The 14,751-nt window shown below is 67.4% G+C and carries 16 protein-coding genes; 6 read left to right on the top strand and 10 right to left on the bottom strand.

Annotated elements, in window-relative coordinates; genetic code table 11:
- Nucleotides 1-2 precede the first annotated feature (2 nt).
- The 6 genes from ACZ5IK_RS35800 to ACZ5IK_RS35775 all read right to left on the bottom strand — a co-directional run bounded on the left by ACZ5IK_RS35800 (nucleotide 3) and on the right by ACZ5IK_RS35775 (nucleotide 4,046).
- The gene (locus ACZ5IK_RS35800) at nucleotides 3-626 is read right to left on the bottom strand and encodes a heme-binding beta-barrel domain-containing protein (RefSeq protein ID WP_465491710.1); all 624 of its coding nucleotides are present in this window, start codon (nucleotides 624-626) and stop codon (nucleotides 3-5) included.
- Nucleotides 627-862: 236 nt separating this feature from the next.
- On the bottom strand, nucleotides 863-1,183 hold the full coding sequence (locus tag ACZ5IK_RS35795) for a DUF1416 domain-containing protein (RefSeq protein WP_465491709.1): 321 nt from the start codon (nucleotides 1,181-1,183) through the stop codon (nucleotides 863-865).
- Complete coding sequence (locus tag ACZ5IK_RS35790) at nucleotides 1,183-2,019, bottom strand: sulfurtransferase (protein WP_465491708.1); 837 nt, start codon at nucleotides 2,017-2,019, stop codon at nucleotides 1,183-1,185. The genes ACZ5IK_RS35795 and ACZ5IK_RS35790 overlap by 1 nt, the downstream gene beginning before the upstream one ends.
- 21 nt (nucleotides 2,020-2,040) lie before the next feature.
- On the bottom strand, nucleotides 2,041-2,475 hold the full coding sequence (locus ACZ5IK_RS35785) for a DUF4395 domain-containing protein (protein WP_101611256.1): 435 nt from the start codon (nucleotides 2,473-2,475) through the stop codon (nucleotides 2,041-2,043).
- A gap of 235 nt (nucleotides 2,476-2,710) precedes the next feature.
- Nucleotides 2,711-3,130 carry a TlpA family protein disulfide reductase gene (locus tag ACZ5IK_RS35780; RefSeq protein ID WP_465491707.1) on the bottom strand — a complete coding sequence of 140 codons (420 nt, stop codon included), beginning with the start codon at nucleotides 3,128-3,130 and terminating at the stop codon, nucleotides 2,711-2,713.
- Nucleotides 3,131-3,152: 22 nt separating this feature from the next.
- A complete protein-coding gene (locus tag ACZ5IK_RS35775) occupies nucleotides 3,153-4,046 on the bottom strand; it encodes an LmeA family phospholipid-binding protein (protein ID WP_465491706.1) in 894 nt (297 codons plus the stop codon).
- Nucleotides 4,047-4,189: 143 nt separating this feature from the next.
- Between ACZ5IK_RS35775 and ACZ5IK_RS35770 the strand changes: the two genes are divergently transcribed.
- The 6 genes from ACZ5IK_RS35770 (at nucleotide 4,190) to pstB (ending at nucleotide 10,079) form a co-directional block, all read left to right on the top strand.
- On the top strand, nucleotides 4,190-4,945 hold the full coding sequence (locus tag ACZ5IK_RS35770; RefSeq protein ID WP_410604851.1) for a winged helix-turn-helix transcriptional regulator: 756 nt from the start codon (nucleotides 4,190-4,192) through the stop codon (nucleotides 4,943-4,945).
- Nucleotides 4,946-5,011: 66 nt separating this feature from the next.
- Nucleotides 5,012-5,887, top strand: a complete 876-nt coding sequence (gene mshD / locus ACZ5IK_RS35765) for a mycothiol synthase (protein ID WP_465491705.1) — start codon at nucleotides 5,012-5,014, stop codon at nucleotides 5,885-5,887.
- 229 nt (nucleotides 5,888-6,116) lie between these two features.
- Nucleotides 6,117-7,244, top strand: a complete 1,128-nt coding sequence (gene pstS, locus ACZ5IK_RS35760) for a phosphate ABC transporter substrate-binding protein PstS (RefSeq protein ID WP_465491704.1) — start codon at nucleotides 6,117-6,119, stop codon at nucleotides 7,242-7,244.
- A 210-nt stretch (nucleotides 7,245-7,454) separates the two neighbouring features.
- Nucleotides 7,455-8,372: a phosphate ABC transporter permease subunit PstC gene (pstC, locus tag ACZ5IK_RS35755; RefSeq protein WP_465491761.1), complete on the top strand. Its 918-nt coding sequence runs from the start codon at nucleotides 7,455-7,457 to the stop codon at nucleotides 8,370-8,372.
- Nucleotides 8,373-8,374: 2 nt separating this feature from the next.
- Nucleotides 8,375-9,292: a phosphate ABC transporter permease PstA gene (gene pstA, locus ACZ5IK_RS35750; protein WP_465491703.1), complete on the top strand. Its 918-nt coding sequence runs from the start codon at nucleotides 8,375-8,377 to the stop codon at nucleotides 9,290-9,292.
- 10 nt (nucleotides 9,293-9,302) lie between these two features.
- Nucleotides 9,303-10,079, top strand: a complete 777-nt coding sequence (gene pstB, locus ACZ5IK_RS35745; RefSeq protein ID WP_101611249.1) for a phosphate ABC transporter ATP-binding protein PstB — start codon at nucleotides 9,303-9,305, stop codon at nucleotides 10,077-10,079.
- 277 nt (nucleotides 10,080-10,356) lie between these two features.
- On the opposite strand, the gene phoU is transcribed toward pstB, so the two are convergent.
- The 4 genes from phoU to idi form a co-directional block, all read right to left on the bottom strand.
- On the bottom strand, nucleotides 10,357-11,019 hold the full coding sequence (gene phoU, locus ACZ5IK_RS35740; protein ID WP_101611248.1) for a phosphate signaling complex protein PhoU: 663 nt from the start codon (nucleotides 11,017-11,019) through the stop codon (nucleotides 10,357-10,359).
- A gap of 80 nt (nucleotides 11,020-11,099) precedes the next feature.
- Entirely contained in the window at nucleotides 11,100-12,503 is a 1,404-nt protein-coding gene (locus ACZ5IK_RS35735; RefSeq protein ID WP_465491760.1) for an LCP family protein, read from the bottom strand.
- Between the two features lie 837 nt (nucleotides 12,504-13,340).
- Nucleotides 13,341-14,069, bottom strand: a complete 729-nt coding sequence (locus ACZ5IK_RS35730; protein ID WP_465491702.1) for a GGDEF domain-containing protein — start codon at nucleotides 14,067-14,069, stop codon at nucleotides 13,341-13,343.
- 65 nt (nucleotides 14,070-14,134) lie between these two features.
- Nucleotides 14,135-14,746 carry an isopentenyl-diphosphate Delta-isomerase gene (idi, locus tag ACZ5IK_RS35725; protein WP_101613589.1) on the bottom strand — a complete coding sequence of 204 codons (612 nt, stop codon included), beginning with the start codon at nucleotides 14,744-14,746 and terminating at the stop codon, nucleotides 14,135-14,137.
- Nucleotides 14,747-14,751: the final 5 nt, after the last annotated feature.

The raw sequence follows: 14,751 nt of genomic DNA, 5'->3' as shown, positions 1-14,751 counted from the left end.
GGTCAGCCCACCACGCGACGCAGCAGCGCCGACGTGTGCGGCTGCAGTTCCTGGCCCATCATGGCGCGCTCCTCGACGTAGCCGAGTTCGCCGTTGACGATGCCGTAGAGCCGCGAAGAGGCCGTGACGTCCTTGGCCGTCGAGGTGCGGACGACGGCGTCGGTGCCCAGCTCCCAGGCCGGGACCGAGGCCTTGCCCCGCGGCTTGCCGTAGAAGATTTCCACGATGCCGGTGTTGTGGGTCAGCAGCAGTTCGATCGTGTCGTCGGCCTGCGGGCGCCAGAACCCGGATTCCCGCGCGGCGGGACGGATGACGTTGCCGTCTTCGTCGAGCAGCCAGGCGCGGGCCTCGTGTGTGAGGAAGGGACGGCCGTCGTGCGCGATGGTCAGCTGCATGCCGAACCGGCGCGGGCCTTCGATGGTCGGGTAGTCGACCTCGCCTTCGCCGCGCCAGACGCCGACGAGCGGCAAGAGCGCCAGGCAGGCGTCATTGAGGTTCGGGCCCTCGCGCAGGTTCGCCGTGTCGCCCGGGACGGGCATGTCGTCGAACTGGGGGAGGTTGCGTTCGCGCGTTTCTTCCGCGCGCTTCTCCGCGGCCTGGATGGCCTCGTCGCCACTAGCCGTCATGGGTCAGCGCTGGTCCGCGTAAAGCCGGTAGACGACGTACACGGCGAACCAGGTGATCGCGACGCCGGCGAGCACCAGCAGGGTCGTAAACAGGATCTCCACGCCACGCACTTTAGTCGCTACCTGCCCGGACGGCCTTCCGCAGGGTGCGTGGCCGTGCCCACAGGTGCCCCATGCGCGTGAAGGCCCCCTTCCCGCGGCTGAGCCGAGGGAAGGGGGCCTTCACGCGCGAAACGTCAGGCGACCGAGATCGCCAGCTGGTGCACGCCGGGTCCCTGAGCGGTGACCGAAGCTTCACCGTTGCCGGAGCGGTGCAGCGCGCGCACCGTCCAGTCGCCGGGGGCCGCGTAGAAGCGGAAGTCGCCGTCAGCCGACGAGACGACCTCGCCGGTGAAGTCGCCGCCGCCGTCCAGCAACCGCACGAAGGCGCCGCCGACCGGGCCTTCGGCGCCGGTGACCTTGCCCGCCAGCACCACCTGGCCGCGGGTGTCGTAATCGGCGGGCGTGGCCTCCTGGACCGGTGCGCCGCAGCTGTCAGTGTCGTTGCCTGTCGCCATCACTTGGCTCCCAACTCGACCGGCACGCCGACGAGCGAGCCGTATTCCGTCCATGAACCGTCGTAGTTCTTCACGGCGTCGTAGCCGAGGAGCTCGTGCAGCGCGAACCACGCGATGGAGGAGCGCTCACCGATCCGGCAGTACGCGATCGTGGACTTCGCTTCGTCGAGGCCCTCGTCGGAGTACAGCTCCTTGATCTCGCCCTCGGTCTTGAAGGTGCCGTCCTCGTTGGCGACCTTCGCCCACGGGACGTTCAGCGCGCCGGGGATGTGGCCCGGGACCTGGGACTGCTCCTGCGGCAGGTGCGCCGGGGCGAGCAGCTTGCCGGAGAACTCGTCGGGCGAACGCACGTCGACGAAGTTGCTGGTGCCGATCGCCTGGACGACCTCGTCGCGGAACGCGCGGATCGAGAGGTCCTGCTCCTTGGCCTTGTACGCGGTGGCGTCGCGCTTGACCTCGTCCGAGTTCAGCTCGCGGCCGTCGAGTTCCCACTTCTTGCGGCCGCCGTCGAGCAGCTGCACGTTCTCGTGGCCGTAGAGCTTGAAGTACCAGTACGCGTACGCGGCGAACCAGTTGTTGTTGCCGCCGTAGAGAACCACGCGGTCGTCGTTCGAGACGCCCTTCTCCGACAGCAGCTTCTCGAAGCCCTCCTTGTCGACGAAGTCGCGGCGGACCCCGTCCTGCAGGTCCTTGCGCCAGTCGAACTTCACCGCACCGCGGATGTGTCCGTTGTCGTACGCGGTCGTGTCCTCGTCGACCTCGATGAACACGACACCCGGGGTGTCCAGGTTCTCCTCGGCCCACTGGGTGGTGACCAGGACGTCTTCACGGCTCATGGAGCTGACTCTCTTTCTGGGTTAGGACGCGCGAGGGCTGGGACTGAAACGCTTGATGAGCAGGTACATCTCGCACCCGAGACAGAAGTTGAACGCCGCGTTGAGGAAGGCCGCGAACAGCGCGAACGCCGTCGCGACGAGCCCGAGCGCGGTCAGATCGGCGGCGAAGCCGACGGTGCCGACGACGGCGAACACGAAACCGACGGCCTGCGCGAACCGCAGCGGGGCGGCGTCCTCGCGTTCGGTCGTGGGGCCGAGGCGCGGCGCGACGAGGTAGCGGTAGACCAGGGAGTACGGCGCCGGCTTCAGGCCGATGAAGGCACCGATCGCGAACACCACCGCCTGCGCCGCGAGCAGTGGCCACCACTGGGTGATGAGCACGACCGCGAGCACGATCGTCGTCAGGATGGCGGCGAAACGCGGACCACGGGGGTCGACGGCCGGTCCTGCGGACATGGATCCTCCTGCGAACGAGAGGGAAAAGAGATCCGTGCCGGACGGGCACGGGGCAGCGGCTTCGAAAGCGCGATCAGCAGGCCGGACACAGGCTGCTGCGAACGCGGCACAGATCCACTGCGCGGCGCTGGGTCAGCAAGGTTCGGGGCAGCCTGTTCACGGGCACGAGGGTACGCAGAGCTCCCTCAGGTTGGGAACCGTGTTCACACCTTGGGACGCTTCCCAAAATTCGGGATCAGGCGTTCGCCAGGTGGGGTTTCAAGGCCTCGAGAAGGTCTTGACCTCGGGGAACGCCGCCGACGCGGAAAACCTCGCGGCCGTCCGGCGTCAAGGCCAGCGTCGTCGGAGTGCGCAATATGGAAAGTGCCTGGGCGACTTCCGGGGTCTCGGTGACATCCAGATCGACGTGGGTGAGGCCGTCGGTCTTCTCCGCGAGCGCGGCCAGGATCACGCGGGTGTGGCGGCAAGGCGCGCAGAACGTGGTGGAGATCTGGATCAAGGTGACGCCCTCGGGCGCGAGGGCGGCGGAGACGCGCTCCGGCAGTGTGGACGCGCTGGACTTGGCCGCTCGTACGCGGCCGTTCCGAGCCTGGAGCAGCGCGCCCGCCACCCCGCCGAGCACCAGAACGCCCAGCAGCACCCACACTCCGGTCAAATCAGCTCACCCCTGCGTCGGATCAACCTTGTGGTTTCGCTCCACTGAAGGCGACGTTCTTGCCTTCGCCCTTGATGGTCACCGAACCGCTGCTCACGCGCACCGACGTCGGGGTCACCGAAAACGGCATGGCGCCGGTGTCGATGGTCGCGTTGAAGTTCGGCAGCAGCGCGTCCTGCACCGCTTGGGGAACGACGGTGGTCTCCTTGTCATTCCCGAACTGCAGGCGCTTCGGCTCGATGCTGATCTTCTGGCCCTTCAGTTCGATCATCGCGAAGCAGAAGATCTCCACCTTCTGACCGGCGATCTGCACGTTGCCGGACAGCCGGATGCCCGCGCTGGAGCTGTCGATCGGTTCGCCCTGCGCGTTGGTGGTGGGCGGCGTCGTCTCGCCCTGGCCGCTTTCGCCGTTGCGGACGTAGTCCTCGGTGACCGGTTCGATCTTCAGGTTCTGGATCTTGTCGAGCGGAGCCTGCTTCGCGATGTCGGCGGCCTTGATGGTCACCTCGCCCTTGAGCGTCGCGATGGAGATCGCCTTCGTGTTGCCGTTGATCAGATCCGAAAGCGGCGCCGTGACGTCGCTCATGTCGGCGTTGAAGTCCACATCGCTCAACTTCGGCGGAACGGCCACGCCCTGGGCGTTGATGGTGATGTGACTGTAGTCACCGGAAAGGGCCTGCGTGAGGAACGGGAAACCGTGCACGGTGACCGCCGGATCGTTCTTCAGGCCAAGCTGTTCGCGGGCCTTCTGGGAGATCGTGTGCTCGGCGAACGCCGCCGCCCCGAAATCGGCTCCGACCAGCAGGACCACCAGCACGGCGAGGGCGATGAGCCAGCCCCGGCCACGCCGCTTCGGTCGCTTGGCGGACCGGCCGGGGGACGGTCGTCCGTCGTGCGCCACGGGCCTGCTCACCATCGCGTCAAATCTCCTTCGTAAACCTCTTTGGCCAGGTGTGATCGATCCAGCACGGGGTAGGTCCTCGGCTGTTCACCCGCTATTCTCACTAAGCACCGGCTGTAGCCACGTTCGAGGCGACTACAAGTGAGGGCGGTGCGGCGATGAGCCTGGACCTTCTGGTGTTGACTGCGGAACCCGACGCGACCGCGGTGCTTCCCGCCCTGGATCTGCTGCCCCACACCGTACGCGTCCGTCCTCCGGAAGTGACCGCGCTGCTCGACGCCGGCCACCGCGACGTCATCGTCCTCGACGCACGCAGCGATCTCGCCTCCGCGAAGAGCCTCTGCCGTCTGCTCAAGGGCGCCGGTGAGGACGAGGCCTCCACGCCGATCGTCGCCGTCGTCGGCGAGGGCGGGCTGGTCGCGGTCAGCGCGGAATGGCGCACCGACGACATCCTGCTCCCGACGGCCGGCCCCGCCGAGGTCGACGCCCGGCTGCGGCTGGTCACCACCCGCGACGGCGCCGCGTCCCAGGTCGACGCCGAGCTCCGGGTCGGTGAACTGGTCATCGACGAAGCGACCTACACCGCGAAGCTCCGCAAGCGCACTCTGGAACTCACGTACAAGGAGTTCGAGCTCCTCAAGTACCTCGCGCAGCACGCCGGCCGGGTGTTCACCCGCGCCCAGCTGCTGCAGGAGGTCTGGGGTTACGACTTCTTCGGTGGCACGCGCACGGTCGACGTCCACGTGCGGCGCCTGCGCGCGAAGCTCGGGCCGGAGCACGAGCAGATGATCGGGACCGTGCGCAACGTCGGCTACAAGTTCGAGCGCCCCTCCAAGGGGTCCGCCGCCAAGCAGCAGCAGGCCATCGCCCCGGACGCGAGCGTCTACGAGCCGAGCGAGCTTTCCGCGCACTGAATCCCTTCCTCTCCTGCCTGACAAGACGTCCAGGCGGGTACGGGGTTCCCGGGTAGGGTCGATTTCATGCTTGATCCGACGTGGACCGGTGAACCGGAAACGGAAGAGATCCATGACTTCCTCCTCGCCGTGCGCGAGGCGGACGGTCGTCCCGAGGACACCGGTTTCGCCGGTGGCCAGCACCTTCTGGGTCACTCGGGCGGCGAGTTGGTCGCGTACGCGCACCTGGACACCGAAGGCGACTCGCACGGCAATCAGGTCGCCGAGCTGTTCGTCCACCCCGCGCATCGCCGCGCCGGTCACGGCAGAGCGCTCGTCCGGGCTCTCGTCGAACGAGCCGACGGGAAGCCGCTGCGCGTCTGGGCGCACGGCGATCACCCCGGCGCCGTCCACCTTGCCGGGACCGAGGGCTTCGAGCGCGCTCGCGAACTGCTGATCCTGCACGCCGACGCGGAAGCCGCCGACTGGCCGGAGCCCGCGACCCGCGAAGGCGTCACGCTGCGCACGTTCGTCCCCGGTCAGGACGAAGAAGCGATGGTCCGCGTCAACGCGCGCGCCTTCGACTGGCACCCCGAGCAGGGCGCCCTGACCGCCGACGAGGTCCGCGCGACCGAGAAGGAAGCCTGGTTCGACCCCGAAGGCTTCTTCCTCGCGGAGGAGAACGGCGAGGTCGTCGGCTTCCACTGGACGAAGGTCCACGAGGCGGTCCCCGGCCGGTTCGGCGGCGAGCCCGCGGGCGAGGTCTACGTCGTCGGCATCGATCCGGACGCGCAGGGCGGCGGCCTCGGGAAGGCCCTCACGCTCGCCGGACTGCGGTATCTCCGCGACCGCGGACTGGGCCAGGTGATCTTGTACGTCGAGGGCGACAACGCCCCCGCGCTCGCGGTGTATTCGAAGCTCGGCTTCACCCGATACGAGGTCGACGTCCAATACGCTCGGTAACCGCGTTCACACTTGCGGCACTTGACCGGTCACGGAGAGCAGACGCGCAGGTCACGGCGGGGACACGGACCCCGTTCGGACTAGTCACGCTGCTCACATCGATGGCCTTGTTCACTTGTCGTTCACCCTTTGACGGCCACCTGTCCACTGTCAGTGCTTAGTGTCCGGATCCGGCAGGAACGTTCCCGTTCCACCGATCCGGCGAATGTCTCCCAGTGGAGGAAATGCAGTGAAGATCATGCGGCCCGCGGGCGCGATCGGCATCGTGGCTAGCGCCGCCCTCGTGCTCGGCGCCTGTGGATCCGACCCGGCGGCGACGAAGACCGAGGGCTCGGGCGCCGCGTCCGCGCCCAGCGGGACGGCCGGCGTCGAATGCGGCGGCAAGAACCCGCTTTCGGCCGAGGGCTCGTCCGCGCAGAAGACCGCGATCGACATCTTCGTGCAGCAGTACGCCGCCAAGTGCGCCGGTCAGAAGGTGAACTACAACCCCAGCGGCTCCGGCGCGGGCATCAAGCAGTTCAACGCGAACCAGGTCGACTTCGCCGGTTCGGACTCGCCCCTCAAGGACGGCGAGGAAGCCGAGAAGGCCAAGGCCCGTTGCGCCTCGGACGCGTGGAACCTCCCGCTCGTCATCGGCCCGGTCGCCGTCGCGTACAAGGTCTCCGGCGTCGACAAGCTGACCCTGACCCCCGAGGTCACCGCCAAGATCTTCAACGGCGGCATCACCAAGTGGAACGACCCGGCCATCAAGGCGGTCAAGGGCAACGAGTCCGTCAACCTGCCGGACAAGCCGATCCAGGTCATCTCCCGCACCGACGAGTCGGGCACCACCGACAACTTCCAGAAGTACCTGAAGGCGGCCTCGAAGGGCGCTTGGACCCAGGGCGACGGCAAGAAGTTCAACGGTGGCGTCGGTAACGGTGCCGAGAAGTCCAACGGTGTGGCCAGCGCGGTCAAGGCCACCGACGGCGCCATCACCTACGTCGAGTCCGCCTTCGCGAAGGACGGCGTCAACGCCGCCCTGATCGACAGCGGTTCCGGCGGTGTCGAGCTCACCGCGGCGAACGTCGCCAAGGCCCTCGACGCGGCGAAGTTCAAGAAGGAAGGCTCCAACGACCTCTCGCTGGACCTGAACGCGATCTACTCCAGCAACGTCGCGGGTTCCTACCCGGTCATCCTCGCCACCTACGAGATCGTCTGCTCCAAGTACGCCGACGCCGAGGTCGCCAAGGCCGTCAAGGCGTTCCTGAACGTCGCCGCCACCGACGGTCAGAAGCCGCTCTCGGACAAGGGCTACGTGCCGATCCCGCAGAGCCTGCAGGACAAGGTCCTGACCGCCGTCAAGGCCATCGCCTGACCCTGTTGCACACTGGCGATTGATCAGTAAAGACAGGCTGGACAGAAGTAGTCGATGAGCGATTCGTCTTCGCCCAGAACGCCCACCGGCGACCCCGGTGGGCGTTCTGGCGTCCGCGAGACCTTCACGGAGGACCCGATTTCGGAGCAACCTGCCGCGTCACCGCCCGAGAAGTCCTCGGTGCAACTCGCGAGCCCCAATTCCCGGACGGTGCGGCCCGGTGACCGCATCTTCCAGTTCCTGACCACCGGAGCCGGCGTCTTCGTCGTCTCGCTGATCGGCCTGATCGGGCTGTTCCTGCTGGTGCAGGCCATCCCGGCGCTCCAGGCCGACAACGCCAACTTCCTGACCAGCCAGACCTGGCAGACCGAACCGAACGACATGAAGTTCGGCATCATGGGCCTGCTGCTGGTCACGGTCTACAGCGCGTTGCTGGCGCTGATCATCGCGATGCCGATCTCGCTCGGGATCGCCCTCTTCCTCACGCAGTACGCGCCGAAGCGGCTGGCAAAGCCCTTCGCCTACGTGATCGACTTGCTCGCCGCCGTCCCGTCGATCATCTACGGCCTCTGGGGCCTGATGGTCTTCGCGCCGACGATCGAACCCTTCTCCCAGTGGGTCAACGACACCTTCTCGTGGATCCCGATCTTCGCGGCGGGCAACGTCTCGCCGGACATGCGCGGCACGATCTTCACCGCGGGCATCGTGCTCGCCGTGATGATCCTGCCGATCATCACCTCGCTGTCGCGTGAGGTGTTCGAGCGGACCCCGACCCCGCACATCGAAGGCGCGCTGGCGCTGGGCGCCACCCGCTGGGAGGTCATCCGCACCACGGTGCTGCCGTTCGGCAAGGCCGGCTACATCGGCGCTTCGATGCTCGGCCTCGGCCGCGCGCTCGGCGAGACGATCGCGCTCGCGATCATCCTGACCGGCGCGGTGGGCCGCGAGTTCACCTTCAGCCTCTTCGACGGCGGCGCCACGTTCGCCTCGAAGATCGCGGCGGACTACGCGGAGCTCAACAACGAGATCTCGGCGGGCGCGTACATCGCGGCGGGCCTGGTGCTGTTCCTGCTGACGTTCATCGTCAACTTCGCCGCGCGGTCCATCATCGCCAAGAAGGGGGACTGAGCATGTCCACCACGCTCGAGAAGACCCCCGCGTCCACTCCCGCCTTCCAGCAGGTCAGCCTGGCGCGGAAGACCAAGAACGGCATCGCGACGGTCCTGATCTGGCTGTCGTTCCTGATCGCCGTCGTGCCGCTGGTGTGGCTGCTCGCCACGGTGGTCATCAACGGCGTCAAGCGGATCCCCTACAGCAACTGGTGGACCGAGGACTTCGGCTCGGTGCTGTCGGACGAGGTCGGCGGCGGCGTGGTGCACGCCGTCATCGGGTCGGTGCTGCAGGGCCTGGTCTGCGCGGTCATCGCGGTCCCGATCGGCATGCTGGTCTCGATCTACCTGGTCGAGTACGGCCGCGGCAAGCTCGCGAAGATCACGACCTTCATGGTGGACATTCTCTCCGGTGTCCCCTCGATCGTCGCGGCGCTGTTCATCTACGCGCTGTGGATCACCACGTTCGGCCTCCCGCGCAGCGGTTTCGCCGTGTCGCTGGCGCTGGTGCTGCTGATGATCCCGGTGGTCGTGCGCTCCTCGGAGGAGATGCTGCGGATCGTCCCGGACGACCTGCGCGAGGCCTCCTACGCGCTCGGCGTGCCGAAGTGGAAGACGATCATGAAGATCGTCCTGCCGACCGCGCTGTCCGGCATCATCGGCGGCATCATGATGGCGCTCGCCCGGGTCATGGGCGAGACCGCGCCGCTGCTGGTCCTCGTGGGCTACTCCGCCTACGTGAACTGGGACATCTTCGGTGGCGAGCAGGCCGCTTTGCCGCTTCTGATGAACAACGAACGGGTCAGCAACCCGTTCGACGAGGGCACCGTCGCGTTCGACCGGATCTGGGGCGCCGCGCTCACCCTGGTGCTGATCATCGCGATCGTGAACCTCCTCGCCATGCTCTTTGCCCGTCTTGTCGCCCCGAAGAAGAAGTGAGCTGTTTGAGATGGCCAAACGAATCGACGTCAAAGACGTGGACATCTACTACGGCAAATTCCACGCCGTGGACGGCGTCACCCTCTCGGTGCCGCCGCGGAACGTCACCGCGTTCATCGGCCCGTCGGGCTGCGGCAAGTCGACGGTGTTGCGCACGCTGAACCGCATGCACGAGGTCATCCCCGGCGCCCGCGTCGAGGGTGAGGTGCTGCTCGACGGCGAGGACATCTACGGCAACGGTGTCGACCCGGTGCAGGTCCGCCGCACCATCGGCATGGTCTTCCAGCGGCCCAACCCGTTCCCGACGATGTCCATCCGCGACAACGTCGTGGCAGGGCTGCGCCTGGGCGGTACCAAGGGCAAGAAGCAGCTCGACGAGGTCGCCGAGCGCGCGCTGCGCGGCGCGAACCTGTGGAACGAGGTCAAGGACCGGCTGAACAAGCCGGGCGGCGGCCTCTCCGGCGGTCAGCAGCAGCGGCTCTGCATCGCGCGGGCGATCGCCGTGCGGCCGGACGTGCTGCTGATGGACGAACCGTGCTCCGCGCTCGACCCGATCTCGACCCTCGCCATCGAGGACCTGATCGGTGAGCTCAAGAAGGAGTACACGATCGTCATCGTGACGCACAACATGCAGCAGGCGGCGCGGGTTTCGGACCAGACCGCGTTCTTCAACCTGGCGGGCGTCGGCCAGCCGGGTCGCCTGGTGGAGCTGAACGACACCGAGAAGATCTTCTCGAACCCGGACGAGAAGGCGACCGAGGACTACATCTCGGGCAGGTTCGGATAGTCGCGCGCTGACGTGAACGCGCCGAAGGGGCGTCGTTCCGCACCAACCTCACGGTGAGTGCGGAGGCGCCCCTTCATCGCGTTCACGTGGGCCTTCGGCCCAAAAGAGGGCGCGCGACGGTGAAGTCTCGCCGTCGCGCTGACGCGCTGCCCGGCAAGACCTCTGCCGGTCACCCTGCCGGTTCCGTTGGTGGAAAGCGGAAGGGGCCCTTCACCGCGTGACATGCGGTGAAGGGCCCCTTCGGTACGTCTTATGCGGGGAAAGTCCCCTTCAGCTCCTAGAGCTCGTCCGGCCCGTAGCCGGGCATCTTGCCGGTCACCACGAAGATCATCCGGCGTGCGACCGAGACGGCGTGGTCGGCGAAGCGCTCGTAGAAGCGGCCCAGCAGGGTGACGTCCACGGCCGCGGCGACGCCGTGGTCCCAGTCCCGGTCCATGATGACCGTGAACAGGTGCTTGTGGATCTCGTCGACCTCGTCGTCGTCCGACTCGATCGTCCGGGCGGCCTCGACGTCCTTGGACTTGATGACCTGCTCGGCCTGCCTGGCCAGCTTGACGGCCACCTCGCCCATCTTGGCGAAGTCGCCTCGCACGGCGTCGGGCAGGACGGGGTCCGGGTGACGGCGGCGCGCGGCCTTGGCCACGTGCAGCGCCAGATCGCCCATCCGCTCCAGGCTTTCCGCCGCGTGGATCGCGGCGAGGACGGTCCGGAGGTCGGTCGCGACGGGTGCCTGCAGGGCCAGCAGCGCGTACGCCTGCTCCTCGCATTCGGCGCGCGCGTCGTCGACCTTCGCGTCGTCGCTGATCACCTGCTCGGCGAGTCCGAGATCGACCTCGAGCAACGCCCGGGTCGCCCGTTCCATCGCGTCGGCGACCTGGAGCGACATGCTCGCTAGGTTCTCGGCGAGCTGTTCGAGTTCGACATGGTAAGCCTCACGCATGGCCCAACCCTACGGGGAACAGGGGCCAAAAGCCGCATCCCAGAGTGAACCTGACGTGAACCCGGACTAACGAATGATCCTCAGCCTGAGCTGCCGCTCTTCTTGGAGCCGCTGGTCTTGGCGGAGCCGGTCGGAGTGGTCTCCGTGTCGCCCGCAGGGGGCGCCGGGGCCTTCTCTTCCAGCGGCGTGTTGTTGATCAGCGCCTGGAAGAGCGTCTTCGATTTGCTCTGCAACAGCACCTCGTTGCCGCGCTTGTTCGCCTCTTCGGTGGTGGGCACGGTGAGGAACTTGACCTTCTCCGATCCCATCCCCTTCATCGACTTCGCCAGCGTCATCATCTGGTTGATGCCGAGGTTCTCGCCGAACGTGGCCTTGGCGAACGCGTCGATGAAGCCGCTGAGCTTGCCGGTGTCCAGGATGACGTCCTTCGACATCACCGTCTTCAGCAGCGCGCCGAGGAAGGCTTGCTGCCGTTTGATCCGGCCGTAGTCCGACGTCGGGTCGCCCTTGACGTGCCGCGCCCGGACGTAGTTCAGCGCCTGGTCACCGGAGATCCGCACCTCGCCTGCCTGCGGGATGACCATGCCGAGGGTGTCGTCGTCGATGGGCTTCTCGTTGTAGACGGTGACACCCTGCACGGCGTCGACCATGGACTTGAAGCCGTTGAAGTCGATCCCGACGAAGTGGTTCATCTTCATGCCGGTGATCTGCTGGATGACCTTCGTGACGCACTGCGGGCCACCGACCGCGTAGGCGGTGTTCAGCTTCGTGATCTTCTGCGCGGGCGAGACCTTGTCCGAGTACGACGACGTCGCCGGGTCCCAGCGCTTGCATTCGGGACGGCTGATCTCGAGGTCGCGCGGGAAGGACACCATGACGACGCGTTGCCGGTCGGCGGGGACGTGCGCGATCATGACCGTGTCCGAGCGGGCACCCGGAGTGCCCTCCGTGTCGCCGACGCCGTCTTCGGCGGACGCGCCGTCACGGGAGTCGGAACCGACCATCAGGAAGTTCTCGTCGCCGGTCTGGCCCGCGGCGTCCTGGATGTCGGCCGAGTCCTCGTCGAGCGAGGCGACGTTGTTGAACTTCGCGTCGAACCAGGTCTGGGCACCCCACGCCGAACCGATGGACAGGAACACGAGCGCGGCCATCACGGCGGCCGAGATCCGGCCCGCCTTGGCCGCCTGCCTGGTCTTGCGTTCCTTCTTCTCCTGCAGGCGGGTCTGCGGAGACGACTGCTCGGCGCTCTCGGCCGGTTCGGCGTCCGTCGTCGTGACCACCCGCTGCAGGGCCGTGCGGGTCTGCTCCAGCAGCGCGGCAGGACGCGAGGCGAGCCGTTCGCGGCGCTCGCGCTTTTTGGTCTCTTCGGCTTCGAGCTCGTCGTGCGCGGCGGAGAACCGGGCGAGCGTGTGGTCGATCTTGCGCTTGGTGATCGTCGCGTCGTCGATCGCTTCGAGCTCGTCGGTCATCGTGAGCCGGTCCATCTCGGACCGCGGCGGGACGCCGGGTGAAAGGGACGGCGCCTGCTGGACCGGCGGCTGGGCCATCGGCGGCTGGACCGGGCGCTGAACAGGGCGGCGAGGACGGCGCGGCGGTGCCGGCGCCGCGGGCTGCTGCTGCGCGCCCGGGTTCACCACCGGCGGACGGCGCTGCGTCGGCGCTTCCGGGCCGGGCGCGGCCTGCGTGGAGCGGCGCGGGAGGCGGGCACGAGGCGCGCGCGGGCCCTCGGCGGGCTGGGGGTTCCGCGGCGGCGTCTGTGCCTGCGGGGGTGCGGGATCGGCCGCGCGAGGCGCAGGCTGCGTCGGCTCCACAGGGGCGACTGGGGCCGCAGAGCGGGGACGACGAGGCGCGGGCGCCTCCGTCCTGGCCGTGCGCGGACGGGGTCTCGGCGGCTCGGGCGTCGGCTCGTCCTGCCGGAGACGGCGCGGAGCGGGCGCCTCGGCGGCGGGGTCGAAGACCGGGCGTTCACCCGTATGACGTGCGACGACGTCGGAAACGCTGATCCCGCCGTGGGTGTCCATCGAGCGGCGGCGACCGCCGCGGCCGCGCTCACCGGCACTCCTGTCGGTGTGACTGTGGCGACCGGTTCCCGGGTTGTGGTGCTCGTCGGGCACTCGGTCTCCTTTCACAACTGGCGTCGAAGCTCTTTCGTTATCGTACGGACACCTCAGGTTCGTGACGACAACCATCCCGGAATTTTCTTCACCCAAGGTACCGATAAGCGCCGAGCGGTCCATGCGATCGGGTGAGCGGTCCTGGTTAAAGCTGCGTTAAAAGGGAGGAACCGTTACGCAGAGTGCGACAGTTAACCGAGTGAGTGGCTAGGCGCCCGCGGACTCCGCGGCGTTCATCGTACGGGGAATCATCAGCGACGATTCCTTATCGTGATAGGCCACTTTGTTCCGGCCTGCCCGTTTCGCCATATACAACAAAGCGTCGGCGCGGCGCAACTGCCGCTCGGGTTCCACCGTGCGATCCGGTTCCGCGTGAATCTCGTGCGCGAGCCCGACACTGATCGTCACCGAGAGGCCGGGCCGGATCCGCGGCCACGGATGGCGTGCCACCCGGATACGGGCGGTGTCGGCGATGCGCACCGCGCGGGCGGCGTCGACGTCCGGGAGGACGAGCGCGAACTCCTCGCCGCCGTAGCGCGCGCAGAACGCCTCGGGCGGGAGTCCTTGCTGCAACAGGTCGGCCACCTCGCGCAGCACCCGATCGCCCACCAGATGCCCGAAAGTGTCGTTGACGCCCTTGAACAGGTCGAGGTCCACCAACGCGATCGCGATCCCCGGCGGGCCGCGGTGTTCGACGGCCGGGCCGTGCAGCCATTGGTCGAGGTAGCGGCGGTTGTAGCTGGACGTCAGCGTGTCCCGCAGGCTGCCGGCCCGGGCGAGGTCGAAGGCGGATTTGAGGTGGTGGTAGGCGCGTCGCCAGTCACCCTGGGTGGCGAGAACCCCGGCGATCGACTCGTGGAGGCTGAGCAGATCGGTACTCGGCGCGCCCGGTGGGAACGCGGCCTCGTCGTCGGCTACCACGTTCACCTCCGCCACGAATTGGTTTTCGTCGTATAGGAGGCGGCTCTTGAGGTATCGGTACGGTCCGAAGTGAATATCGCTCAAGTGGACGACGGTTTCGCACCATTGTCACGCACCGAAGTGCCGTTCTGTAAGGCTGAAAACGGCTCGACGTCTTTGAGCTGCGAAAACTGATCCTTCGCCCAGTAACTCACGTCTGTCACATCATCATTCAGCAACAGTGCGTAATCACTCCAGCTCAGCCACCGCCAGTCGCCGACTTCGTCCGGATGCGGTTCCGGATCTTCGTCGACCCAGGCCACGAAGACCGGGCAGAACTCGTTCTCGACCACGCCCTCGAACGGCGGCGTCCGGTAGCGGTACGCCGGAAGGACGCACCGGAGCCCGTCCAGCCGGGGCAGGCCGAGCTCGAAGGCGGCGCGGCGCCGGACGGCCTCCTCGATCGGTTCACCCGGTGCGGGGTGCCCGCAGACACTGTTGGTCCATACCCGCGGCCACACCTTCTTCGACGCGGCGCGGCTGGTGATCAGCAGGGCCTGGTCGCTGCTGCGCAACAAATAGCAGGAGAACGCCAGGTGCAGCCGGGTGTTCTCGTGGTGCGCGGACAGTTTGGGCGCGGTTTCGCCGGTCGGCTCGCCGTCCTCGGTGACATAGACGATGCGTTCGGTGTCCACTTCGGTCGCGTTGTTCACCGGAC

It is taken from the genome of Amycolatopsis sp. NPDC031561, from assembly GCF_055580625.1.
Note: the sequence above shows the minus strand (reverse complement) of the source record. Positions and strands in the feature narration are given on the sequence as shown.

What these genes read in the sequence shown, in the direction of transcription:
- ACZ5IK_RS35800 (WP_465491710.1), bottom strand. Translation starts at nt 626, where the DNA reads ATGACGGCTAGTGGCGACGAGGCCATCCAGGCCGCGGAGAAGCGCGCG.
- ACZ5IK_RS35795 (WP_465491709.1), bottom strand. Translation starts at nt 1,183, where the DNA reads ATGGCGACAGGCAACGACACTGACAGCTGCGGCGCACCGGTCCAGGAG.
- ACZ5IK_RS35790 (WP_465491708.1), bottom strand. Translation starts at nt 2,019, where the DNA reads ATGAGCCGTGAAGACGTCCTGGTCACCACCCAGTGGGCCGAGGAGAAC.
- ACZ5IK_RS35785 (WP_101611256.1), bottom strand. Translation starts at nt 2,475, where the DNA reads ATGTCCGCAGGACCGGCCGTCGACCCCCGTGGTCCGCGTTTCGCCGCC.
- ACZ5IK_RS35775 (WP_465491706.1), bottom strand. Translation starts at nt 4,046, where the DNA reads ATGGTGAGCAGGCCCGTGGCGCACGACGGACGACCGTCCCCCGGCCGG.
- ACZ5IK_RS35770 (WP_410604851.1), top strand. Translation starts at nt 4,190, where the DNA reads ATGAGCCTGGACCTTCTGGTGTTGACTGCGGAACCCGACGCGACCGCG.
- mshD (WP_465491705.1), top strand. Translation starts at nt 5,012, where the DNA reads ATGCTTGATCCGACGTGGACCGGTGAACCGGAAACGGAAGAGATCCAT.
- pstA (WP_465491703.1), top strand. Translation starts at nt 8,375, where the DNA reads ATGTCCACCACGCTCGAGAAGACCCCCGCGTCCACTCCCGCCTTCCAG.
- pstB (WP_101611249.1), top strand. Translation starts at nt 9,303, where the DNA reads ATGGCCAAACGAATCGACGTCAAAGACGTGGACATCTACTACGGCAAA.
- phoU (WP_101611248.1), bottom strand. Translation starts at nt 11,019, where the DNA reads ATGCGTGAGGCTTACCATGTCGAACTCGAACAGCTCGCCGAGAACCTA.
- ACZ5IK_RS35735 (WP_465491760.1), bottom strand. Translation starts at nt 12,503, where the DNA reads ATGGACCGGCTCACGATGACCGACGAGCTCGAAGCGATCGACGACGCG.